At 47.0% G+C, this 24,081-nt stretch carries 16 protein-coding genes and 1 tRNA gene; 2 read left to right on the plus strand and 15 right to left on the minus strand.

Annotation, left to right across the window (positions count from 1 at the left end; translation table 11 throughout):
• The first annotated feature begins 17 nt into the window (after positions 1-17).
• Together uvrA and glsA are read left to right on the plus strand one after the other, a co-directional pair.
• Entirely contained in the window at positions 18-2,861 is a 2,844-nt protein-coding gene (gene uvrA, locus KGF88_RS09875) for an excinuclease ABC subunit UvrA (protein ID WP_162014531.1), read from the plus strand.
• Between the two features lie 21 nt (positions 2,862-2,882).
• Positions 2,883-3,839 (plus strand): glutaminase A, encoded by a 957-nt coding sequence (glsA, locus tag KGF88_RS09880; protein WP_153826484.1) that lies wholly within the window; start codon positions 2,883-2,885, stop codon positions 3,837-3,839.
• 209 nt (positions 3,840-4,048) lie between these two features.
• Here glsA and KGF88_RS09885 read toward each other — a convergent pair whose 3' ends face one another.
• The 15 genes from KGF88_RS09885 to KGF88_RS09955 all read right to left on the minus strand — a co-directional run bounded on the left by KGF88_RS09885 (position 4,049) and on the right by KGF88_RS09955 (position 24,042).
• A complete protein-coding gene (locus KGF88_RS09885) occupies positions 4,049-5,374 on the minus strand; it encodes an IS4 family transposase (RefSeq protein ID WP_110077112.1) in 1,326 nt (441 codons plus the stop codon).
• Between the two features lie 131 nt (positions 5,375-5,505).
• Positions 5,506-6,690 (minus strand): elongation factor Tu, encoded by a 1,185-nt coding sequence (tuf, locus tag KGF88_RS09890; protein ID WP_110077115.1) that lies wholly within the window; start codon positions 6,688-6,690, stop codon positions 5,506-5,508.
• Positions 6,691-6,751: 61 nt separating this feature from the next.
• On the minus strand, positions 6,752-8,875 hold the full coding sequence (gene fusA / locus KGF88_RS09895; protein ID WP_153826995.1) for an elongation factor G: 2,124 nt from the start codon (positions 8,873-8,875) through the stop codon (positions 6,752-6,754).
• A 27-nt stretch (positions 8,876-8,902) separates the two neighbouring features.
• Positions 8,903-9,373 carry a 30S ribosomal protein S7 gene (gene rpsG, locus KGF88_RS09900; protein ID WP_110077031.1) on the minus strand — a complete coding sequence of 157 codons (471 nt, stop codon included), beginning with the start codon at positions 9,371-9,373 and terminating at the stop codon, positions 8,903-8,905.
• A 75-nt stretch (positions 9,374-9,448) separates the two neighbouring features.
• The gene (rpsL, locus tag KGF88_RS09905; protein ID WP_034777283.1) at positions 9,449-9,823 is read right to left on the minus strand and encodes a 30S ribosomal protein S12; all 375 of its coding nucleotides are present in this window, start codon (positions 9,821-9,823) and stop codon (positions 9,449-9,451) included.
• Between the two features lie 401 nt (positions 9,824-10,224).
• Positions 10,225-14,454 (minus strand): DNA-directed RNA polymerase subunit beta', encoded by a 4,230-nt coding sequence (gene rpoC / locus KGF88_RS09910; protein ID WP_162014631.1) that lies wholly within the window; start codon positions 14,452-14,454, stop codon positions 10,225-10,227.
• Positions 14,455-14,489: 35 nt separating this feature from the next.
• Entirely contained in the window at positions 14,490-18,518 is a 4,029-nt protein-coding gene (gene rpoB, locus KGF88_RS09915; protein WP_153826996.1) for a DNA-directed RNA polymerase subunit beta, read from the minus strand.
• A gap of 218 nt (positions 18,519-18,736) precedes the next feature.
• Positions 18,737-19,111 (minus strand): 50S ribosomal protein L7/L12, encoded by a 375-nt coding sequence (gene rplL, locus KGF88_RS09920; protein WP_153826997.1) that lies wholly within the window; start codon positions 19,109-19,111, stop codon positions 18,737-18,739.
• Positions 19,112-19,164: 53 nt separating this feature from the next.
• Entirely contained in the window at positions 19,165-19,683 is a 519-nt protein-coding gene (rplJ, locus tag KGF88_RS09925) for a 50S ribosomal protein L10 (RefSeq protein ID WP_162014632.1), read from the minus strand.
• Positions 19,684-19,919: 236 nt separating this feature from the next.
• On the minus strand, positions 19,920-20,609 hold the full coding sequence (rplA, locus tag KGF88_RS09930; protein ID WP_110077035.1) for a 50S ribosomal protein L1: 690 nt from the start codon (positions 20,607-20,609) through the stop codon (positions 19,920-19,922).
• A gap of 1 nt (position 20,610) precedes the next feature.
• On the minus strand, positions 20,611-21,042 hold the full coding sequence (gene rplK, locus KGF88_RS09935) for a 50S ribosomal protein L11 (protein WP_153826999.1): 432 nt from the start codon (positions 21,040-21,042) through the stop codon (positions 20,611-20,613).
• Positions 21,043-21,339: 297 nt separating this feature from the next.
• Complete coding sequence (gene nusG / locus KGF88_RS09940) at positions 21,340-21,885, minus strand: transcription termination/antitermination protein NusG (RefSeq protein WP_110077037.1); 546 nt, start codon at positions 21,883-21,885, stop codon at positions 21,340-21,342.
• Between the two features lie 3 nt (positions 21,886-21,888).
• Positions 21,889-22,269 carry a preprotein translocase subunit SecE gene (secE, locus tag KGF88_RS09945; RefSeq protein WP_110077038.1) on the minus strand — a complete coding sequence of 127 codons (381 nt, stop codon included), beginning with the start codon at positions 22,267-22,269 and terminating at the stop codon, positions 21,889-21,891.
• Between the two features lie 157 nt (positions 22,270-22,426).
• A tRNA-Trp gene (locus tag KGF88_RS09950) sits at positions 22,427-22,503 on the minus strand.
• 213 nt (positions 22,504-22,716) lie between these two features.
• The gene (locus KGF88_RS09955; protein ID WP_153827000.1) at positions 22,717-24,042 is read right to left on the minus strand and encodes an IS4 family transposase; all 1,326 of its coding nucleotides are present in this window, start codon (positions 24,040-24,042) and stop codon (positions 22,717-22,719) included.
• Positions 24,043-24,081 lie beyond the last annotated feature (39 nt).

Genomic DNA, 24,081 nt, shown 5'->3' on the forward strand with positions numbered 1-24,081 from the left:
GGAGTGGTAGATTCACCATGGATAAAATTGAGATCCGCGGAGCCCGCACCCACAACTTAAAAAACATCAACGTTACCATACCTCGCGACAAGCTGGTGGTAATCACCGGGTTGTCTGGGTCGGGTAAGTCTTCGTTAGCATTCGATACCCTCTATGCCGAGGGCCAGCGGCGCTATGTCGAGTCGTTGTCGGCTTACGCTAGACAGTTTTTGTCGCTGATGGAAAAGCCCGATGTGGATAGCATCGAAGGCCTTAGCCCTGCTATTTCGATTGAGCAGAAATCGACTTCGCACAACCCACGCTCAACTGTGGGCACTATCACCGAAATTTACGACTACCTGCGACTGATGTACGCACGGGTTGGCGAGCCGCGCTGTCCGACTCATGATGTACCGCTAGCTGCACAAACTATCTCGCAAATGGTGGACCAAGTATTGGCGCTACCTGAAGGCGAGAAGCTGATGATTTTGGCGCCTATTATTCAAGATCGTAAAGGTGAGCACACCAAGGTGTTGGATAATCTAGCGGCGCAAGGCTTTATTCGCGCACGTATTGATGGCGAGTTATGTGATTTGAGCGACCCGCCGAAATTAGAGCTGCAAAAAAAGCACACCATTGAAGTGGTTGTCGATCGTATTAAAGTACGCGAAGGCTTAGAGCTGCGTTTAGCTGAGTCGTTTGAGACGGCACTTGAACTCAGTGGCGGTACCGCCATTGTGGCACCGATGGACGCTGACTCTAAGCTAGACAGCATGATTTTTTCAGCTAACTTTGCCTGCCCACATTGTGGCTATAGCATGCAGGAACTCGAGCCGCGGCTATTCTCGTTTAATAACCCGGCCGGCGCTTGTGGCGTTTGCGATGGCTTAGGCATTGAACAGTTTTTCGACCCCAAAAAAGTGGTTGGCAACCCGGAATTAAGCCTCAGTGGCGGTGCCATTCGCGGCTGGGACAAGCGCAACTTCTATTACTATCAGATGCTCCAGTCGTTGGCTCGACACTATAAGTTCGATTTGAACAAGCCGTTCAATAGCCTCAGCGAAGCGCATCAGCAAGCGGTATTGTTTGGTAGCGGTAAAACCGAGATTGAATTTACTTACATGAATGACCGCGGCGACCGAGTTGCTCGCACTCACCCGTTTGAGGGCATCATTCCCAACATGCAGCGCCGCTATCGCGAAACGGATTCGACGGCGGTGCGCGAAGATTTATCTAAGTACCTGGCCTCACAGCCATGTAAAAGCTGTCACGGCACCCGGCTGCGCCTAGAAGCTCGGCATGTGTATGTGAATAACACCACGCTACCTGAAGTGGTTGAACGCTCAATTGGCGGCGCTCTCGAATTTTTCGAGGGGTTACAATTAGAGGGGCAGAAGGCCCAAATCGCAGAAAAAATTCTTAAGGAAATTAACGACCGCTTAGGCTTTTTGGTGAACGTGGGGCTTAATTACTTGAGCCTATCGCGCAGTGCTGAAACTCTATCTGGCGGCGAAGCCCAGCGCATTCGCCTTGCCTCACAAATTGGTGCCGGCTTGGTTGGGGTGATGTATGTCCTCGATGAGCCATCGATTGGTCTCCACCAACGTGACAACGAGCGGCTACTGCGTACCCTGACCCACTTACGTGATTTGGGTAATACGGTCATTGTGGTTGAGCACGACGAAGACGCCATTCGTGCTGCAGATCACGTGATTGATATCGGCCCTGGTGCTGGCGTGCATGGGGGCCAAGTGATTGCTCAGGGGCATTACGAAGAGATTGTCGCCAACGAGAATTCATTAACTGGCGACTACCTGTCTGGGCGTAAAGCGATTGAAGTACCAGCACAACGGCATCAGCCCGGTGAACTTTGGTTAGAGCTCAAAGGTGCCACCGGTAACAACTTGAAAAACGTTGACGTGCAACTGCCCCTAGGTCTGATGACTTGCGTTACTGGAGTTTCTGGCTCAGGTAAATCAACGCTAATCAATGACACCTTGTTTAGAATTGCTCACCGCGACTTGAATAAGGCCACAGCAAATGAACCTGCGCCTTATGCCAGCATTGATGGGATGCAGTATTTAGATAAAGTGGTGGATATTGATCAAAGTCCGATTGGCCGTACACCACGTTCTAATCCAGCAACCTACACCGGTATTTTTACACCCATTCGGGAATTGTTTGCCGGTGTTGAAGAGTCACGTTCGCGCGGCTATAAAGTGGGTCGCTTTAGTTTTAACGTGCGTGGCGGCCGCTGCGAAGCTTGCCAAGGCGACGGCGTGATTAAGGTAGAAATGCATTTCTTACCTGATGTTTATGTACCGTGCGATATCTGCAAAGGCAAACGCTACAATCGCGAAACGCTTGAGATTAAGTACAAAGGTAAGAGTATTCACGAAGTTCTCGACATGACCGTAGAAGATGCGCGTGACTTCTTTGCTCCGATCCCGGCCATAGCCCGCAAGCTTCAAACTTTAGTTGATGTAGGCTTGTCATACATTCGCTTGGGGCAATCAGCAACCACGCTCTCGGGTGGTGAAGCGCAACGGGTAAAATTAGCCCGGGAATTATCCAAACGCGATACCGGCAAAACCTTGTATATTTTGGATGAGCCAACCACCGGCTTGCACTTCCACGATATTCAGCAACTGTTGACAGTACTGCACCGCTTGCGAGATCATGGCAATACCATTGTTATTATTGAGCATAACCTGGACGTGATTAAAACAGCCGACTGGATTATCGACTTAGGGCCCGAGGGTGGCTCAGGCGGCGGTGAGATATTAACCGCCGGTAGCCCCGAGGAGATTGTTAAATGTGAGCGCTCACATACTGCGCGCTTCTTAAAACCACTGATATCGAGCAATGCCAATAAGGCTTAATAGGAATCATTAGTTCAACCCATGACACACGATGTAATCAGTGGCGGGCAACCAATACATGCCCCTGACAACCTCAAACCACTGCTAGAGGATATTCTGCAGCAGGCCATGTCTGTGAATGACGGTAAAGTCGCCGATTACATTCCTGCCTTGGCAGAGGTTAAAGCTGATTACTGCGCGCTGACGGTTGCCACGCTTGATGGCAACGTCACCTCGGTCGGCGATACCAATAAACCGTTTTCCATTCAGTCTATTTCTAAAATTTATGGGCTGATGTTGGCGATGGAACGTCTTGGCGACCCATTATGGGAACGCGTGCAGATGGAGCCCTCAGGTCAGCCTTTTAATTCAATTGTTCAGCTTGAATGGGAAAAAGGCATTCCGCGCAACCCCATGATCAACGCGGGCGCGATTTTAGTCAGCGATGTGTTAGTTAGCCATTACTCAGCCAGTAAATCGGCATTACTGAGCATGGTTCGGGGTTTGTGCGGCAGTGAAGCGGTGTGCGTCGATTCTCGCGTTCATGAGTCCGAACGTGAACATGGCGCTCGCAACGCTGCACTTGCATACTTGATGAAGAGTTTTAGCAATATCGAGTCAGACGTTGAAGAAGTACTCGACCATTACTTCTGGCAATGCGCACTCACTATGAATACCGAACAACTCGCCAGCAGCTTGGCGTTCTTAGCCAACCGCGGTCAATGCCCACGCAGCGGCAAGCAAATCACCTCACATCGTGATGCGCAGCGTATTAATGCACTAATGAGTACCAGTGGCATGTATGATCAGTCGGGGCAATTTGCCTTTACTGTGGGCTTGCCGGCAAAAAGTGGCGTGGGTGGCGGAATTATCGCCATTGTTCCAGACTACGGTGTCATTAGTGCTTGGAGCCCACCGCTAAACAGCTTCGGAAACTCTGCGCGCGGCATGTTTATGGTTCGCGAATTGGCAAACCGCCTTGGTCTTAGCGTTTACTAAAGCCGATGCTTGGACAATATTTGCTGTAAGTGCTGGGTGTTCTCGGTGGTGAAATACGGTGGGTATTCGTAAGCGGCTATGCGGACTTCTTTCGGTGCGCTATTAGCGCTAGCAATGGCGATATTAGCTATTGGATATTAGAAAGGCGTAGCGTACGAATAACGAACAACGCTTTTAAATGAAAAAAGGGAGCCGAAGCTTAATGCCAGTCAGTTAAGAGCTGACTGGCATTTTTTTCTCGCATATTTCTGAGGTTTTGAACGAACTTCTCGTGGGTAAACCCGCTCGGTTCGCCTTATTGGCAAAACGTAATGCTCTGCAATTTCTTGAAGATGTTCGAGAGTTTTCGGGATATTCCCCGCTGAATTAAGTGAAGCCGTGTATAGCCAGTTAATAATAGCTGTAGCACACGAGGTAAAACTCAGTTGATTTGGATATATCCCTTTAATTTTGCTCGCCATTTTCACCATCTGATAGCGAATAATATTGTACGCTAAGAGTATTCCCCATAGCTCTTGACGTATCATTTCTGGTCGCTTGCTCCGTAGCGTGTAGTGATTTTGAAGTAAAACTTGTTTCATTTCTCGATAGCCGAGTTCGATTTCCCAACGTTGCTCATAAAGCTCAACAATATCTTCGCTTGGATAACGCAATGGATCGACCATCGACGTTAATATGGTGCGCTCTTTACCATCAATAGTCCGTGTTAACATTCGAGCTTGCATGGTCTCAGGTAAATTCGGATATTTTTTGCGTGATTGTGGCGTGGTTGTCAGCTCAATGAGCTTTTGGTGACGGCCTATTTTCCTGAGCACTTTATATTGAGTTCCTTTTCTCATTGGAATAAGCCAGTGACGTTCAACACCGGTATTTTGCCACTTGTGAAGGAGTCCTAACGAGTAAAAACCTCGGTCGAATAGGGTCAATGAATGGTTAGCTGTCGATTCGATAAGTCCTTCTGCAAGCACCATCTCATTTGTTGAAGCACAATCAAATTGGCTTCCCGTTAGAAGATGGCTCGTTAATTCCATTTGGCAGACCATGCGCACTTGAGGATATTGCTCACCAAATTGATTTGAACTCTTTTTGAACGCTTGCTGATTCTCATTGGAGTCAGGGGTTCGCCAAACAACACCATCGACGCCAAGCAATCGTAAGCCATGCCATGTTGGATGCTCGGCTTGTTCATTCCAAATCGCTTGCGTATGTTCAAATACCGATTGTACGGCATGTTCACCAAGGCGTTGTCGTGCTTGAGGAATAGCGCTTGGAGCTACAAGTGCCCGTCGACCAGGCAGCATAATATTCATTTGTCCAACGATGTCCCACACGCTGGTGTTGCGATATAAGGCCATGCCTATAATACTCCACAACACCATATCCAAGGGTAAACGTCTTTTCCTGACCGTGCCGACACCGGCCTTATCAAACGCCTCATCAATTAAATCAGGATCAAGAATGTCGGATAATTTACCCAGTTCTTCAGAGTTTGGAGCATATCCATTGGCTATTGCGAGTGCTGTGGTGAGTTGCATAAAAAAATCCGTAGCTAGAATTAACTAACTACGGATTCTGATCCATTGGGAGGATCGGTCAACCGATCGCTAAAATATTTCTTAACTGATCGGCATTAAGCCGAAGCTCCCTTTTTCTTTAACCGCTGCAATTAAGCTACGATTTTAGATACTACGCCTGCACCTACAGTTCGGCCACCTTCACGGATTGCGAAGCGTAAACCTTCGTCCATCGCGATTGGGTGAATCAACTCTACTACGAACTTCAAGTTGTCGCCTGGCATAACCATCTCTACGCCTTCTGGTAACTGTACTGAACCAGTTACGTCAGTTGTACGGAAGTAGAACTGTGGACGATAGCCTTTGAAGAATGGAGTGTGACGTCCGCCTTCTTCTTTGGTCAATACGTATACTTCTGCTTCGAACTGAGTGTGTGGCTTGATTGAACCTGGCTTCGCTAATACTTGACCACGTTGAATCTCATCACGCTTAGTTCCACGCAACAACGCACCAATGTTCTCACCTGCACGACCTTCGTCTAGCAACTTACGGAACATCTCTACACCAGTTACGATAGTCTTCGTAGTATCTTTGATACCTACGATTTCTACTTCGTCACCAGTACGCACGATTCCACGCTCTACACGACCAGTTACTACAGTACCACGGCCTGAGATTGAGAATACGTCTTCGATTGGCATGATGAACGGCTTATCGATATCACGCTCTGGCTCTGGGATGTATGAATCCAAAGCTTCTGCCAATTCGATGATTTTCGCTTCCCACTTCTCTTCGCCTTCCAACGCTTTCAACGCTGAACCTTGAATTACTGGCAAGTCGTCACCTGGGAAATCGTACTCAGATAGAAGTTCACGTACTTCCATCTCTACCAATTCCAACAACTCTTCGTCATCTACCATGTCACATTTGTTCATGAATACGATGATGAATGGTACGCCTACCTGACGTGACAACAAGATGTGCTCACGAGTCTGTGGCATCGGGCCGTCAGTCGCTGCTACTACCAAGATTGCGCCGTCCATCTGCGCAGCACCAGTGATCATGTTTTTAACATAGTCAGCGTGTCCTGGGCAGTCTACGTGGGCGTAGTGACGTGATGGAGTGTCATACTCTACGTGTGAAGTTGCGATGGTGATACCACGCGCTTTTTCTTCCGGTGCGTTATCGATTTGATCGAATGCACGTGCTGAACCACCGTAAGTTTTTGCCAATACTGTGGTAATTGCAGCAGTCAGAGTAGTTTTACCGTGGTCAACGTGGCCGATTGTACCTACGTTAACGTGCGGTTTGGAACGTTCAAATTTTTCTTTTGCCATGACTTTTCCTTAACTTAAGTTAAAAGCCCGGTCCTTGGTAGAGAACCGGACCAGACTCTACTTAATCTTTAGTTTGACGAGCAGCAATAACCTGCTCAGCAATGTTGTTTGGTGCTTCAGCGTACTTCAAGAATTCCATTGCATAAGATGCACGGCCCTGAGTCTGCGAGCGCAGGTCAGTAGCGTAACCGAACATTTCTGATAATGGAACTTGTGCACGAACTTCTTTCAAACCACCAGCGCCATCTTCCATACCTTCGATGATGCCGCGACGACGGTTCAAGTCACCTACTACGTCACCCATGAAGTCTTCAGGGGTAACAACTTCAACTTTCATCATTGGCTCTAACAGAGCTGGACGCGCTTGTAATGCACCTTTTTTGAAGGCCATGCTACCAGCAATTTTAAATGCCATTTCTGATGAGTCAACGTCGTGGTATGAACCATCATACAGAGTTGCTTTAACGCCTAGAACTGGGTAGCCAGCAAGTACACCATTTTGCATCTGCTCTTGGATACCTTTATCTACCGCAGGGATGTATTCCTTAGGAACCACACCACCAACAACTTCGTTCACGAACTGATAGTTCGGAGCTTCATCATCGTTTGCGTCAAACTCCATTGGCTCGATACGTAACCAAACGTGACCGAACTGACCGCGACCACCTGATTGACGTACGAACTTACCTTCAACTTCCACTTTCTGACGGATAGTTTCACGGTAAGCAACCTGAGGTTTACCTACGTTACATTCAACTTTGAACTCACGCTTCATACGGTCAACGATGATGTCTAGGTGAAGCTCACCCATACCAGAGATGATGGTTTGACCCGTCTCTTCATCAGTTTTAACGCGGAACGATGGATCTTCAGCAGCCAATTTACCTAAAGCGATACCCATTTTTTCTTGGTCAGCTTTGGTTTTTGGCTCTACTGCAACAGAGATTACTGGCTCTGGGAATTCCATACGCTCAAGCGTAATGATGTGGTTAGGATCACACAAGGTGTCACCAGTAGTCACATCTTTCAAACCGATAGCTGCAGCAATGTCGCCCGCCAAGATCTCTTTGATCTCTTTACGGTCGTTTGCGTGCATCTGTACCATACGGCCGATACGCTCACGCTTGCTCTTCACAGGGTTGTACACGGTATCGCCCTGAGCTAGAACACCCGAGTAAACGCGCAAGAAGGTCAAAGTACCCACGAATGGGTCAGTCGCGATTTTAAACGCCAATGCTGAGAACGGCTCGTCGTCAGATGACTTACGCACGCCTTCAGATTCGTCGTCTAAGATACCGCGAATTGCTTTAACTTCAGTTGGTGAAGGTAAGTATTCAATAACAGCGTCAAGCATCGCTTGAACACCTTTGTTTTTGAACGCAGAACCACACAAGCAAAGAATAATTTCGTTGTTCAGGGTACGTTGACGTAAACCAGCTTTGATTTCAGCTTCAGTCAACTCACCGCCTTCAAGATACTTATTCATCAACTCTTCGTTGGCTTCAGCAGCAGCTTCAATCAACTCGTTGTGCATTTCTTCAGCTTGCTCAAGCAATTCAGCTGGAATCTCTTCATAAGTGAAGGTCATGCCTTGGTCGGCTTCATTCCAGTTGATAGCTTTCATTTTCACTAAGTCAACAACACCTTTGAAGTTTTCTTCAGTGCCGATGTTTAAGTGAATTGGCACCGGAGTAGCTGCCAAGCGAGTTTTGATTTGACCAACAACACGCAAGAAATCTGCACCAGTACGGTCCATCTTGTTCACGAACACCATACGAGGTACTTCGTATTTGTTCGCTTGACGCCATACTGTTTCAGTTTGCGGCTGTACGCCTGATGATCCACACAAAACAACCACAGCACCGTCAAGTACACGCAGTGAACGTTCTACTTCGATAGTGAAGTCTACGTGTCCTGGAGTATCGATAACGTTGATACGGTGTTCAGGGAACTGCTGGTCCATACCTTTCCAGAATGCAGTAACAGCAGCTGAGGTGATAGTAATACCACGCTCTTGCTCTTGCTCCATCCAGTCGGTAGTCGCGGCACCGTCATGAACCTCACCTAATTTGTGAGACAGACCAGTGTAGAACAACACCCGCTCAGTGGTGGTTGTTTTACCAGCGTCTACGTGAGCACAGATACCGATGTTACGGTACCGCTCAATCGATGTTTGTCGAGCCATAAATTCCTCTTTGGGTTGCTTGTGTTATTACCAGCGGTAATGAGCAAACGCTTTGTTCGCTTCGGCCATGCGGTGAACGTCTTCACGTTTCTTCACTGCAGAGCCTTTGTTTTCTGATGCATCTAACATTTCACCTGCTAGACGCTGAGCCATGGATTTTTCACCCCGAGTACGCGCAGCATCAACTAACCAACGCATAGCCAGTGCATTGCGGCGAACAGGACGTACTTCGATTGGTACCTGATAGGTAGAACCACCTACACGGCGAGATTTAACCTCTACCGTAGGACGTACGTTGTCCAGCGCAGTTTCAAAAATTTCTAAGTGGTCTTTACCTGACTTAGTAGCCAGGATGTCTAACGCACCGTAAATAATCTTTTCAGCGACAGATTTTTTGCCGTCAACCATGACGACATTGATAAATTTAGCCAACAACTCTGATCCGAACTTAGGGTCCGGAAGGATTTTACGTTGACCAATGACGCGTCTTCTTGGCATCTCAATATTCTCCGATTAATTCAGGGTTTAACCCAAAACTTTAATGAACAGTTTGGCCTTACTAACGGAGAACCGTTAAGACTTAGGCCGTTTCGCGCCGTACTTAGAACGAGCTTGGCGACGATCATTTACGCCAGCGCAGTCTAATGCACCACGAACTGTGTGATAACGAACACCTGGCAAGTCTTTTACACGACCGCCGCGGATAAGTACGACTGAGTGTTCTTGCAGGTTGTGACCTTCACCACCAATGTACGAAGATACTTCGTAGCCGTTGGTCAAACGCACACGGCATACTTTACGCAGTGCTGAGTTTGGCTTTTTAGGGGTAGTAGTGTAAACACGGGTACATACGCCGCGTTTTTGTGGGCAAGCCTCAAGTGCCGGAACGTTGCTTTTAACAACCGGCTTTTGACGACCTTTGCGCACCAGCTGGTTAACTGTTGCCATTCATAACTCCTGATTGTGTTGATGTCGCTCAACAGAATGAAAAATCCAAAATTCCCCCGATTAGCTTGCTTAGTTTAGATCGTAAAAACCGATCCACGGGCTAAGCGCCCTAATATGGGGAGGCCGAATTTTAATGGTCAATAATTGGACTGTCAAGGAAAAGCGTAAGATCAATGACCTTTCGACGCCTCATGGTAGCTAGGTTTTGCGTCAATTAAATGACACAAGGCTAGGCTTTTGGTTGGCTATTCACCAAGTTAGAGCAGCCCTGAAGAGTTTTAGCAGAACTCTTACATGGCCTATCGCTCTTGTCGTTGCCTTTAATAAAAAGGCCAGTCACTGAGACTGGCCTTTTTGGGTGCTGAGGCTACTGACTAACAGTAACCCAACCGTACTAACACTTATTCAGCTGCATCATCACTATCGATGCTGGCATTCAAGGCGTCAGCTAATTGCTGCTCGGCTTCTTCCGCTGTTACTTTTGGAGCTTCGAATGCAACCGCTGCTTCTGCACGTTTACGTGCACGCTCACGGTGGTATGCGAAACCAGTACCAGCTGGAATTAAGCGACCCACAATAACGTTCTCTTTCAAGCCACGTAATGGATCTTGCTTACCTTGTACCGCTGCTTCGGTTAATACGCGCGTAGTTTCTTGGAACGACGCTGCCGAAATAAACGATTCAGTCGACAATGATGCTTTGGTAATACCTAACAGCTGACGCTCGTAGGTTGCTGGCATCTTACCTTCAGCTTCTGCTTTCGCATTGGCCGCAAGTACTTCAGACAGCTCCATCATTTCGCCTTCAAGCAACTCGGTCTCACCTGGGCTTAGGATAATTGCTTTACGCAACATCTGCCGCACGATGGTTTCGATGTGCTTATCGTTAATCTTAACACCTTGTAAACGGTAAACTTCTTGAACCTCGTTCACAATATAGTTCGCTAACGCGCTAACGCCACGTAAACGTAAGATATCGTGTGGAGCTTCTGCACCGTCGGCAATAACTTCACCTTTAGTTACCTGTTCACCCTCAAAGATATTGAGCTGACGGTACTTAGGAATCATCTCTTCGTACTGATCACCACCTTCCATTGGGGTAATAATCAAACGACGCTTGCCTTTGGTTTCTTTACCGAAACTAACGGTACCTGAAATTTCTGCCAAGATTGCAGGCTCTTTCGGACGACGTGCTTCGAACAAGTCAGCAACGCGCGGTAGACCACCGGTAATATCGCGTGTTTTTGAGCCTTCTTGTGGAATACGTGCAACCGTGTCACCCACTTTCACTTCGGCATTGTCTTCAAGGTTGATAATCGCATTACCTGGCAAGAAGTACTGGGCCGGCATGTCGGTACCAACGATATTCACGTCGTTACCTTTCGCATCCACCAACTTCACCATCGGCCGCATGTCTTTACCAGAGCTGGTACGCTGACCGGCTTCTAGGACAACAATGCTCGACAAACCGGTAAGATCATCGGTTTGACGGGTCATGGTAACGCCATCAATCAAGTCAACAAACTTCAGACGACCTGCTACCTCAGTGATGATTGGGTGCGTATGCGGATCCCAATTCGCCACGATTTCGCCGGCTTCAACCGTTTCACCTTCGTTCTTCTTCAATACCGCGCCGTATGGCAGTTTATAGCGCTCGCGCTCACGGCCAAACTCATCAATTAAGGTCAGTTCAGTTGAACGTGAGGTGATAACAATGTGGCTGTCTGAGTTTTCAACGTATTTCGCGTTGTGTAACTTCAGCACACCTTTGTTCTTCACTTGCACGTTGTTCGCTGCAGAGTCTCGTGATGCCGCACCACCGATGTGGAACGTACGCATGGTTAACTGAGTACCTGGCTCACCGATTGACTGAGCAGCGATAACACCTACTGCTTCACCTTGGTTCACCAAGTGACCACGCGCTAGGTCGCGACCATAACAGTTAGCACACACACCAAAGTCAGTGTCACAGGTAATAACTGAGCGTACTTTTACTTGGTCGACAGAGTTTTGCTCTAACACGTCACACATCTTCTCATCGAGCAGCGTGTTACGCGGAATCAATACATCGTCGGTACCAGGCATTAGCACGTCGTCACACACAACACGACCTAATACGCGCTCACGCAATGGCTCTACAACATCACCACCTTCAATCAACGGCTTGATGTAGAGGCCTTCTTCGGTACCACAATCGTCTTCAACGATAACAACGTCTTGTGCTACGTCAACCAAACGACGAGTTAGGTAACCCGAGTTAGCTGTTTTCAGTGCGGTATCCGCCAAACCTTTACGAGCACCGTGAGTTGAGATGAAGTACTGAAGTACGTTCAAACCTTCACGGAAGTTAGCAGTGATTGGGGTTTCGATGATTGAGCCATCTGGCTTCGCCATCAAACCACGCATACCAGCTAACTGACGAATCTGTGCCGAGCTACCCCGAGCACCAGAGTCAGCCATCATATAAACCGAGTTAAATGACGCTTGCTGCTCTTCTTCGCCTTGAGCGTTGATCACGGTTTCTTTCGATAAGTTGTCCATCATTGCTTTAGACACTTTCTCGTTGGCCGTAGACCAGATATCGATAACCTTGTTGTATTTCTCACCAGCGGTTACCAAACCTTGCTCAAACTGCTCTTGAATTTCTGCTACTTCTTCTTCTGCTGCATCGATAATGTCTTTCTTAGCAGCAGGAATAACCATGTCATCAATACCAACTGACGCACCAGCAATCATTGCATAGTGGAAACCGGTATACATGATTTGGTCAGCAAAGATAACCGTTGGCTTCAAACCTAGGTCACGGTAAGAACGGTTCAATAAACGACCGATTTGTTTCTTACCCATAGCCTGGTTGATCATCTCAAACGGCATACCTTCTGGCAAAATCAGTGACAAGATGGCACGACCAACGGTGGTGTCATAGATGGTAGAGGTATGTGTACGCTCACCTTCTTCACTGATATGTACTTCGGCCAGACGCACTTTTACGCGAGCGTGAAGTGCTGCTGCACCGGCACGATAAGCTTTCTCGGCTTCTTTGGCATTTTTAAAGATCATGCCTTCGCCAGGAGCGTTAATTTTATCGCGCGTCATGTAGTAAAGACCCAAAACAACGTCCTGTGAAGGAACGATGATAGGATCACCACTAGCTGGTGACAAAATGTTGTTGGTTGACATCATCAACGCGCGCGCTTCAAGTTGCGCTTCTAACGTTAATGGTAAGTGAACCGCCATTTGGTCACCGTCAAAGTCCGCGTTATAAGCCGCACACACCAATGGGTGCAACTGAATCGCTTTACCTTCAATCAGGACCGGCTCGAACGCCTGGATACCCAAACGGTGCAAGGTTGGTGCACGGTTTAGCATCACTGGGTGTTCTTTGATCACTTCGTCTAGCACGTCCCAAACTTCTGGGATTTCGCGCTCAACCATTTTCTTCGCTGCTTTGATGGTAGTAGCTAAGCCACGACCTTCTAACTTGCCATAGATAAACGGCTTGAATAGCTCAAGGGCCATTTTCTTCGGTAAGCCACACTGATGCAGACGTAACTTAGGACCTACAGTAATTACTGAACGGCCTGAGTAATCTACGCGCTTACCAAGCAAGTTTTGACGGAAACGACCTTGCTTACCTTTGATCATGTCAGCCAAAGATTTCAATGGACGCTTGTTGGTGCCAGTAATAGCACGGCCACGACGACCGTTATCCAACAAGGCATCAACCGCTTCTTGCAGCATACGCTTTTCGTTGCGAACAATAATGTCCGGCGCAGCTAGGTCTAACAAACGCTTCAAACGGTTGTTACGGTTGATTACACGACGATATAAATCGTTCAAATCAGAGGTCGCAAAACGACCACCGTCAAGTGGTACCAACGGACGTAAATCTGGTGGCAACACAGGCAATACTTTTAAGATCATCCACTCTGGCTTATTGCCTGAGTAATGGAATGATTCTAATAGCTTAAGGCGTTTGCTGATTTTCTTACGCTTGGTTTCAGAATTGGTTTCTGGCAACTCTTCACGCAATTGCTTGATATCGCCTTCAATGTCGATGTGTTGTAACAACGATAGTACCGCTTCGGCACCCATCTTAGCTTCAAACTCGTCGCCGTGCTCTTCAAGCGCATCTAAGTAGTCTTCTTCAGACAGGATTTGACCACGCTCTAACGAGGTCATGCCTGCTTCAGTAACCACATAAGATTCAAAATACAGCACGCGCTCAATATCACGCAGAGTCATATCAAGCATCAAACCAATGCGGCTTGGCAGTGATTTCAAGAACCAGATATGCGCAACTGGGCTAGCAAGCTCAATGTGACCCATACGCTCACGACGTACTTTAGTGAGGGTAACTTCAACGCCACACTTCTCACAGATCACACCGCGGTGCTTCAAGCGCTTGTACTTTCCACACAAGCACTCATAGTCCTTCACCGGGCCGAAAATGCGCGCACAGAACAAACCATCACGCTCAGGCTTGAACGTACGATAGTTGATCGTTTCTGGCTTTTTCACTTCACCGAAAGACCAGCTGCGGATCATGTCCGGAGAAGCAAGTCCGATGCGAATCGCATCGAACTCTTCAGTCTGGTTTAACGGCTTTAAAAACTTTAATAAGTCTTTCACGATTTATCTCCTGGCAATTAGCGTCCGGTGGTGTCTCAGTCTTGGTCCAACTCAATGTTGATACCAAGTGAGCGGATTTCCTTCAGCAATACATTGAAGGATTCCGGCATACCTGCTTCCATCCGCAGATCGTTGTCGACAATGTTTTTGTACATCTTGGTACGACCGTTTACGTCGTCCGACTTCACTGTCAACATCTCTTGCAGAGTATAAGCAGCACCGTATGCTTCCAGTGCCCACACTTCCATCTCACCAAAACGCTGACCACCGAATTGCGCTTTACCACCCAACGGCTGCTGAGTAACCAAGCTGTACGAACCGGTAGAACGGGCGTGCATCTTGTCATCAACCAAGTGGTTCAATTTCAGCATGTACATGTAACCTACGGTTACGTCACGCTCAAAACGCTCACCAGTACGGCCGTCATACAAAGTAATCTGACCTGATTCTGGTAAATCAGCTAGCTTCAACAAGTCTTTAATTTCGCGCTCTACAGCACCATCGAATACTGGTGTTGCAGTAGGTAAGCCCTTCTTCAGGTTACTAGCCAAGCGCATTACTTCGTCATCGCTGAAGTCATCGATATCAACTTCTTGACGAGTTTCGCCCAACTCATAAACCTTCTTCAAGAACTCACGCATTTCGGCTACTTTAGCGTGCTGTTTCAGCATGTTCTCAATTTTGGTACCGATGCCGCGTGCGGCCATACCCAAGTGAGTTTCAAGGATCTGACCAATGTTCATCCGCGATGGTACGCCCAACGGGTTCAACACGATATCAACCGGAACGCCGTGCTCATCGTGTGGCATATCTTCAACTGGCTGAATAGTTGAGATAACACCTTTGTTACCGTGACGACCAGCTAACTTATCACCAGGCTGAATACGACGGCGTACAGCTAGGTAAACTTTAACGATCTTCAACACGCCCGGTGCCAAGTCATCGCCTTGCTCGATCTTACGACGCTTGTTCTCAAACTTAGCGTCAAAATCATTACGAATTTCTTCGTATTGCTGAGCAATTTGTTCTAGCTGCTGCTGAGCGTCTTCGCTCTTCAGGTTCTGCGTTAACCATTTACTTTGCTCAAGGCTAGCTAGCTTCGATTCATCGAAACCGTTCGCTAACAACAAGCTACGTGCACGCTCAAAAATACCTTTCTCAAGGATCTTGAACTCATCGGTTAAGTCTTTCTTAACTTGCTTCAGTTGCATCTCTTCGATGTCTTTAGCACGCTTGTCTTTCTCTACCCCATCACGGGTAAATACTTGAACGTCGATAACAGTACCGGTAACGCCATTTGGCACACGCAGTGAGCTATCTTTAACGTCTGAAGCTTTTTCACCAAAAATAGCTCGCAACAACTTCTCTTCTGGAGTCAGCTGGGTTTCGCCTTTTGGTGTTACTTTACCTACTAGAATGTCACCGCCTGATACTTCAGCACCAACGAATACAACACCTGAGTTATCAAGTTTGTTCAGCGCTGATTCACCTACGTTCGGGATATCGGCAGTAATTTCTTCAGCACCTAACTTAGTATCACGCGCCACACAGTTCAGTTCTTGAATGTGAATGGTGGTTAAACGGTCTTCTTGTACCACTCGTTCTGAAATCAAAATCGAGTCTTCGAAGTTGTAACCGTTCCATGGCATGAAGGCCACGCGCAAGTTTTGTCCAAGTGCTAATTCACCCATGTCGGTTGACGGGCCATCAGCTAGCACGTCGCCGCGCATTACTGGCTCGCCTACGTTAACCGTAGGGGTTTGGTTAATACAGGTGTTCTGGTTAGAACGCGTGTATTTAACCAAGTTGTAGATATCGATACCGGCTTCGCCTGGTACCATCTCTTCTTCATTAACTTTTACAACAATACGGCTGGCGTCGACTTTATCAACCACACCACCACGTTTTGCTACAACCGTCACGCCTGAGTCTACTGCTACGGTACGTTCAATACCGGTACCTACTAACGGCTTATCGGCACGTAATGTTGGTACTGCTTGACGTTGCATGTTCGCGCCCATCAAGGCACGGTTAGCATCGTCATGCTCAAGGAATGGAATTAAGCTTGCCGCAATCGATACGATCTGCTGTGGCGCTACGTCCATATATTGAACTTGCTCTTTTGACATCAGAGTAAATTCGTTCTTATGACGACAAGGCACTAGGTCATCAACTAACTCACCTTTATCATTCAGGGTAACGTTAGCCTGAGCGATAACAAAGTTACCTTCTTCAATCGCTGACAAATAGTCTACTTCGTCAGTGACCGCACCATTCTCAATCCGACGGTACGGAGTTTCTAAGAAACCGTACTCGTTGGTACGAGCAAAGGTAGATAGCGAGTTAATCAAACCGATGTTTGGACCTTCCGGAGTTTCGATTGGACAAACCCGACCGTAATGGGTTGGGTGTACGTCTCGAACCTCAAAGCCGGCGCGCTCACGAGTAAGACCGCCTGGACCTAAAGCAGAAATACGACGCTTGTGCGTGACTTCTGACAATGGGTTGTTTTGGTCCATAAACTGTGACAACTGGCTTGAACCGAAGAACTCTTTAACGGCCGCGCTAATTGGCTTGGCGTTGATCAGATCTTGCGGCATGGTGGCATCTAAATCACCAAGGCTTAGGCGTTCTTTAACTGCACGCTCTACCCGTACCAAGCCCACGCGGAATTGGTTTTCGGCCATTTCGCCAACCGAACGAATACGACGGTTACCTAAGTGATCGATATCATCGACGATATCTAAGCCATTACGGATGTCGATAAGCTTTCTCATCACATCAATAATGTCTTCTTTAGTAAGCACACCTGCACCGGTTAAGTCTTCACGACCTAAACGACGGTTGAACTTCATCCGACCGACTGACGATAAATCGTAACGGTCTTCGCTGAAGAACAAGTTTTCAAACAAGGTTTCTGCTGCATCTTTAGTGGGCGGCTCGCCCGGACGCATCATGCGGTAGATTTCTACTAACGCCTCTAAACGAGTATTAGTAGAGTCAATGCGCAAGGTCTCGCTCATGTATGGACCATGATCAAGATCGTTAACAAACAAGGTTTCAAATTTCTTGAACCCTGCTTCACGCAGTTTGGCCAACAATTCAAGGGTTAACTCAGTGTTTGCCGGCGCAATAACCGTGTCAGTGCCTTTTTCTTTGTAATCTTTAGCAAGAACTTTACCGACCAGATATTCTAATGGAACTTCCATTTCTGGGGTGTTCAGGTTAGCGATTTGGTTGATATGGCGCGCAGTAATACGACGACCTTTCTCAACAATCACATCACCGTCATCGTTCTTGATATCAAATTTGGCAGTTTCTCCACGCAGGCGCTCAGGCACCAATTGCATGAATACTTTTTTGTTGCGGAATTGGAAATAAGTAGTCTCGAAGAACATCTCTAAGATTTCTTCGGTATTGTAATCCAAGGCACGCAAAATGATCGATGCCGGTAATTTACGACGGCGATCGATACGAACGAATACGTTGTCTTTCGGGTCAAATTCAAAATCTAACCAAGAGCCACGATACGGAATCACACGAGCGTTATACAACACCTTACCCGATGAATGGGTTTTCCCTTTGTCGTGATCATAGAACACGCCAGGAGAGCGGTGTAGCTGAGAAACGATAACACGTTCAGTACCATTGATAACAAAGGTACCGTTGTCGGTCATCAATGGGATTTCGCCCATATAAACTTCTTGCTCTTTCATGTGCTTAACGGTGCCAGCCGCAGCTTCTTTATCATAGATAACTAAGCGCAGTTTCACCCGCAATGGAGCAGAGTATGTGATGCCACGAATTTGACATTCTTGTACGTCAAAGGTCGGCTCACCTAAGTGATAGCTCACGTACTGCAATTCCGAATTACCTGAATAGGCGGTAATTGGAAATACTGAGCGAAATGCCGCTTCCAGACCGTTATTGCCTTCTGGATCCGGCTCGATGAATTTTTTAAATGAATCTAATTGGATTGACAGCAGGTATGGCACTTCAAGTACATGAGGCCGTTTACCAAAATCCTTACGAATACGTTTTTTCTCAGAGTAGGAGTACGCCATGGGGTTCCTCAGCTAGCTGATTGATGACCCTAACCACCGGAGTAGGAGTCGATGGTTAAAAACAAACTACTTAAAGCTTGTCGTTCCCGTTTTTGTCACCGCGAGCATGCACCCCAATAACGGGCAAAAATGATACATGCTTTACAGCGCAAAAAGGCTGGTAGCAATATTGCCACCAGCCCTAGGCCTAAAAGGCCAAGTTATGTAAGTGGTTAAACTTACTTAACTTCAACTTCCGCACCAGCTTCAGTCAAATCTTTAGCAAGTGCTTCTGCGTCTTCTTTGCTGATGCCTTCTTTAACAGCAACAGGTGCAGACTCAACCATATCTTTAGCTTCTTTCAAGCCAAGACCGGTTGCGCCACGTACTGCTTTGATAGCAGCAACTTTGTTAGCGCCTGCAGCTTTCAAGATTACGTCAAATTCAGTTTTCTCTTCTGCAGCTTCAGCAGCTACAGCTGGGCCAGCAGCTACTGCAACAGCAGCAGATGCGTCAACACCGAATTTTTCTTCAGCTGCTTCAATCAACTCTACCAATTCCATAACTGGCATTTCAGCGATTGCATTCAAAATATCGTCTTTAGTAAGAGCCATAACTCTAAACTCCTGGGTTATAAATTACAAAAAAATGGTTATAAAAACCGCTTCTATTTAGCGTCTTTAATTGCCGACAACACACGCACAAACTTAGTAGGTACTTCGTTAATTGTACGAACGAACTTACTAACAGGCGCTTTGAAGGTTGCAAGCAATTTCGCCAATGCTTCGTCGCGAGTCGGAAGTGAAGCAACTGCTTCAAGCTTATCTGCACCCATCAAACCGTTACCGATTGATAGAGCAGTTACTTTAAGGTGCTTGTTCTGTTTAGCGAAATCTTTGAACAAACGCGCAGCAGAGCCAGGCGCATCCAAAGAGAAGCCGTAGACCAAAGGACCTACAAGTGCCGCATCCATGTCACCAAATTTCGTGTCAGCGAACGCACGCTTAGCTAATGTATTCCGAATAACTTTCAGATACACGCCTTGCTCACGAGCTTGACGACGAAGTTGGGTCATGTCCGCAACTTCCATACCACGATACTCAGCAACAGCGACGGATAGAGCGTTTGAAGCAACGTCGTTAATTTCTTTAACGATTGCCTTTTTTGCTGCTAAACCTAGTGCCACTAGTATCACCTCTTTTTTTGACCCTTTGCGAAAACGCGCCGGGTCATCGTTACACATAGGCAGAAAACCACATTCTGCCACGTTGTCACGGTGAATCTCTTACCCAGAGAGTCTGAGTCGGATATCACCATCTGCGCAGGAAATTAAGTGTCGCTTTAAATCCCGAAGGATGGTCTCGCGATACACCTGCGGTCTTGGATGAGAGCGTTAGCTCCAACCCATAAACCTTTGAAATCTTAGCTTAACGTGCTTTGGTCGATGGCTACGCCAGCGCCCATAGTGGTTGATAAGCTAACTTTCTTAATGTATTGACCTTTAGCTGAAGACGGCTTGGCTTTCTTCAGAGCAGCTAATAGAGACTCTAAGTTCTCTTGCAGCTTGGCGTTATCGAAATCAACTTTACCGATAGTAGCATGGATGATACCAGCTTTATCGTTACGATAACGGATCTGACCAGCTTTAGCGTTTTGTACCGCAGTAGCTACGTCAGGAGTTACGGTGCCAGTTTTAGGGTTTGGCATCAGGCCACGTGGACCTAAGATTTGACCCAGCATACCAACCACACGCATAGCGTCTGGAGAAGCGATAACAACATCAAAGTTCATCTCGCCTTTCTTGATTTGCTCAGCTAAGTCTTCCATACCTACTAAATCAGCACCAGCTGCTTTAGCTTTTTCTACGTTAGCGCCGCTAGTGAATACTGCAACACGAACGTCACGACCAGTACCGTTAGGTAGTACAGTAGCACCACGAACGTTTTGGTCAGATTTACGAGCGTCGATACCTAGATTTACTGATACATCAACGCTTTCTTTGAATTTAGCAGTTGCCAATTCTTTCAACAGGTTGATCGCTTCGTTGATTTCATAATCACGAGCTTCAACTTTCTCACGGATCAGACGAGCGCGTTTAGTTAACTTAGCCATCTTATAGACCCTCCACGTTCAAGCCCATTGCGCGAGCAGAGCCGGCAATAGTACGTACTGCTGCTTCAAGACTAGCCGCTGTTAAGTCAGGCTCTTTGGTCTTAGCAATTTCTTCTAACTGAGCTACAGTTACAGTACCAACTTTATCAGTGTTTGGACGGCCTGAACCACTCTTTATGCCTGCTGCTTTCTTCAACAAGAAGGCTGCTGGAGGAGTTTTAGTGATAAAGGTGAAAGAACGGTCTTCAAAAACGCTGATTTCAACAGGAACCGGAGCGCCTTTTTCAAGTTCGCCAGTTGCTGCGTTAAACGCTTTACAGAATTCCATGATGTTCACACCGTGTTGACCCAATGCTGGACCTACCGGTGGTGATGGGTTAGCTGCACCAGCTGCTACTTGCAACTTGATGATAGCTTTTAACTTCTTAGCCATGTTTTAGCCTCTTGGTTGCGGGTCTAACGCCTCGTAAGTCTAAGAGTTGACTTACTCTAACGGCTCCCCAATATAAAAAGGAGGCGAATTATAGTCTTATTCGCCCCTGATTGCAACTAACGAAGTGCATTTTTCGTACACTTTGTTGTTCGTTGTTCGTACACTTCGTTGTTCGTGGTTCGTACGCTGCGCTGTTCGGGGTTCGTGCGCTTTGCTGTTCGGGGTTCGGGGTTCGAACAGTGCGAAGCACGGACGAACAGTGAACGAAGTGAACGGACGAATCACGAATAACGGCTGTTACGCTTTTTCTACCTGGCCGAACTCAAGCTCAACCGGCGTGGCGCGACCAAAGATAGAGACCGATACTGTTAAGCGGCTCTTGTCGTAGTCTACGCTTTCTACGGTACCATTGAAGTCAGCAAACGGACCGTCATTAACCCGTACCACTTCGCCCGCTTCAAACAAGGTTTTTGGCTTAGGCTTATCAACCGAGTCTTGCAGGCGATTCAGAATAGTGTCAGCTTCTTTTTGCGTGATTGGAATCGGACGCTCTTGCGTTCCGCCAATAAAACCTAGTACGCGTGGGATAGATTTGACCAAGTGCCAAGCAGCTTCATCCATCGCCATTTCGACTAGTACATAGCCTGGGAAGAATTTGCGTTCGCTTTTCGCACGCTTGCCCGCTTTCATTTCCACAACTTCTTCAGTTGGTACTAAGACTTCACCGAATTTGTCTTCCATACCGTGCATTTTGATATGCTCGCGCAGAGACTCAGCAACACGCTTCTCAAAACCAGAGAATGCTTGAACCACGTACCAACGTTTTTTAATTTGCTCTGCCATTGATTAAAACTCCAATCCAGTAAAGAAGCCAACGACACGAACTAAAATCGCATCCATGCCCCATAAGATTAAAGATACAATTGCGGTCGCAACAACAACAATAATAGTAGTTTGAGTAGCTTCTTGACGCGTTGGCCAAACTACGCGACGAACCTCTGTGCGGCTTTCTTTAGCAAAGCCACGGAACCGACGGCCTTTCGAGGTCATGCCCGCAATAACACCTGCGATAACAACCAACAGCACAACAGCAATCGCACGATAAAGTACTGATACTTGTTCTGTGTAGTAATAGTTACCAAGGACTGCGGCAGCAAGTAAAACGATAGCGACTAACCATTTTAAGGCGTCGAACGAGCTGCTTTGCGTTTCGGTGTTTGCACTCATTATTTAATCCTGTAATTGAAAAAACTCGTTATTCGCTATTCGTCCGTTCGGCCTCGCCTCACTTTTCGTCCGCTCACTAAGTTCGCTTTTCTAACCGCGAACAACAAAGTGAACAAACAGCGCAGCGGACGAAACACGAACAACGCTTTGAATTTGTTGGCAGGGGTGGAGGGATTCGAACCCCCAACCGTCGGTTTTGGAGACCGCTGTTCTACCAATTGGAACTACACCCCTGCAGGTTCTGTGTATGTGACAGAAACGGACGCTGTATTATACCGATCAAGTGATGTAAAACAAGGGCGTTATTCGTTGTTCGTTATTCGTCCATTCACTTCGTTCACTGTTCGCACGTTCACTTTTCGAACAGCGTAGCGCACGAACAGCGTAGCGTACGAATAACGAACAACGCTTTTGAATGAAAAAAGGGAGCCGAAGCTCTAATGCCAGTCAGTTAAGAGCTGACTGGCATTTTTTTCGCGCATACTTTTGCGGCTTTGACCGAACTTCTCGTGGATAAATCCGCTCTGTTCGCCTTATAGGTAAGACGTAATGTTCTGCAATCTCCTGAAGATGTTCCAGAGTTTTAGGGATATTTCCAGCAGAATTGAGTGACGCAGTGTATAGCCAATTAATGATTGCGGTTGCACAGGATGTAAAACTAAGTTGGTTCGGGTATATCCCCTTAATTTTGCTGGCCATTTTCACCATCTGATAGCGAATAATATTGTAAGCTAAGAGTATTCCCCATAACTCTTGGCGTATCATTTCTGGTCGTTTACTTCGTAGCGTGTAGTGATTTTGAAGCAAAACTTGTTTCATTTCTCGATAGCCTAGTTCGATTTCCCAACGCTGCTCATAAAGCTCAACAATATCTTCGCTCGGATAGCGTAATGGATCGATCATGGACGTTAATATGGTGCGCTCTTTACCATCAATAGTTCGTGTTAGCATTCGAACTTGCATGGTCTCAGGTAAATTCGGATATTTTTTGCGCGATTGCGGGGTGGTAGTCAGCTCAACTAGCTTTTGCTGGCGACCTATTTTTCGGATGACTTTATACTGGGTTCCCTTTTTCATTGGGATTAGCCAGTGACGTTCAATACCGGTATTTTGCCACTTATGTAGCAGCCCAAGTGAATAAAAACCTCGGTCGAATAGCGTCAATGAATGATCTGCTGTCGATTTGATAAGCTCTTCTGCCAACACCATTTCATTTGTTGAAGCACAACCGAACTGGCTTCCAGTCAAAAGGTGACTGGTTAATTCCATTTGGCAAACCATGCGCACTTGAGGGTACTGCTCTCCAAATTGATTTGAACTCTTTGTGAACGCTTGCTCATTTTCATTGGAATCGGGTGTGCGCCAAACGACGCCATCCACGCCAAGCAGGCGCAAGCCATGCCAGGTCGGATGCTCTGCTTGTTCATTCCAAATCGCTTGCGTATGTTCAAATACGGACTGCACAGCATGCTCACCAAGACGCTGCCTTGCTTGTGGAATGGCGCTTGGGGCTACAAGTGCGCGCCTGCCAGGCAACATAATATTCATTTGCCCAACAATGTCCCACACGCTCGTATTTCGATACAGAGCCATTCCAATAATACTCCACAACACCATATCCAATGGTAAACGTCTTTTCCTGATGGTACCGACACCAGCTCTATCAAAAGCCTCATCAATTAAATCTGGATCAAGAATATCGGACAACTTCCCAATATCTTCGGAGTTCGGAGCATATCCATTGGCGATAGCCAGTGCTGTTGTGAGTTGCATAAAAAAATCCGTAGCTAGAATTAACTAACTACGGATTCT

The sequence above is a fragment of the Idiomarina loihiensis genome, from assembly GCF_024584785.1.
GTDB classification, from domain to species: domain Bacteria; phylum Pseudomonadota; class Gammaproteobacteria; order Enterobacterales; family Alteromonadaceae; genus Pseudidiomarina; species Pseudidiomarina fusca.

Coding starts and splice junctions, on each gene's coding strand:
- uvrA (WP_162014531.1), top strand. CDS start 18: ATGGATAAAATTGAGATCCGCGGAGCCCGCACCCACAACTTAAAAAAC.
- glsA (WP_153826484.1), top strand. CDS start 2,883: ATGACACACGATGTAATCAGTGGCGGGCAACCAATACATGCCCCTGAC.
- KGF88_RS09885 (WP_110077112.1), bottom strand. CDS start 5,374: ATGCAACTCACCACAGCACTCGCAATAGCCAATGGATATGCTCCAAAC.
- tuf (WP_110077115.1), bottom strand. CDS start 6,690: ATGGCAAAAGAAAAATTTGAACGTTCCAAACCGCACGTTAACGTAGGT.
- fusA (WP_153826995.1), bottom strand. CDS start 8,875: ATGGCTCGACAAACATCGATTGAGCGGTACCGTAACATCGGTATCTGT.
- rpsG (WP_110077031.1), bottom strand. CDS start 9,373: ATGCCAAGAAGACGCGTCATTGGTCAACGTAAAATCCTTCCGGACCCT.
- rpsL (WP_034777283.1), bottom strand. CDS start 9,823: ATGGCAACAGTTAACCAGCTGGTGCGCAAAGGTCGTCAAAAGCCGGTT.
- rpoB (WP_153826996.1), bottom strand. CDS start 18,518: ATGGCGTACTCCTACTCTGAGAAAAAACGTATTCGTAAGGATTTTGGT.
- rplL (WP_153826997.1), bottom strand. CDS start 19,111: ATGGCTCTTACTAAAGACGATATTTTGAATGCAATCGCTGAAATGCCA.
- rplA (WP_110077035.1), bottom strand. CDS start 20,609: ATGGCTAAGTTAACTAAACGCGCTCGTCTGATCCGTGAGAAAGTTGAA.
- rplK (WP_153826999.1), bottom strand. CDS start 21,042: ATGGCTAAGAAGTTAAAAGCTATCATCAAGTTGCAAGTAGCAGCTGGT.
- nusG (WP_110077037.1), bottom strand. CDS start 21,885: ATGGCAGAGCAAATTAAAAAACGTTGGTACGTGGTTCAAGCATTCTCT.
- secE (WP_110077038.1), bottom strand. CDS start 22,269: ATGAGTGCAAACACCGAAACGCAAAGCAGCTCGTTCGACGCCTTAAAA.
- KGF88_RS09955 (WP_153827000.1), bottom strand. CDS start 24,042: ATGCAACTCACAACAGCACTGGCTATCGCCAATGGATATGCTCCGAAC.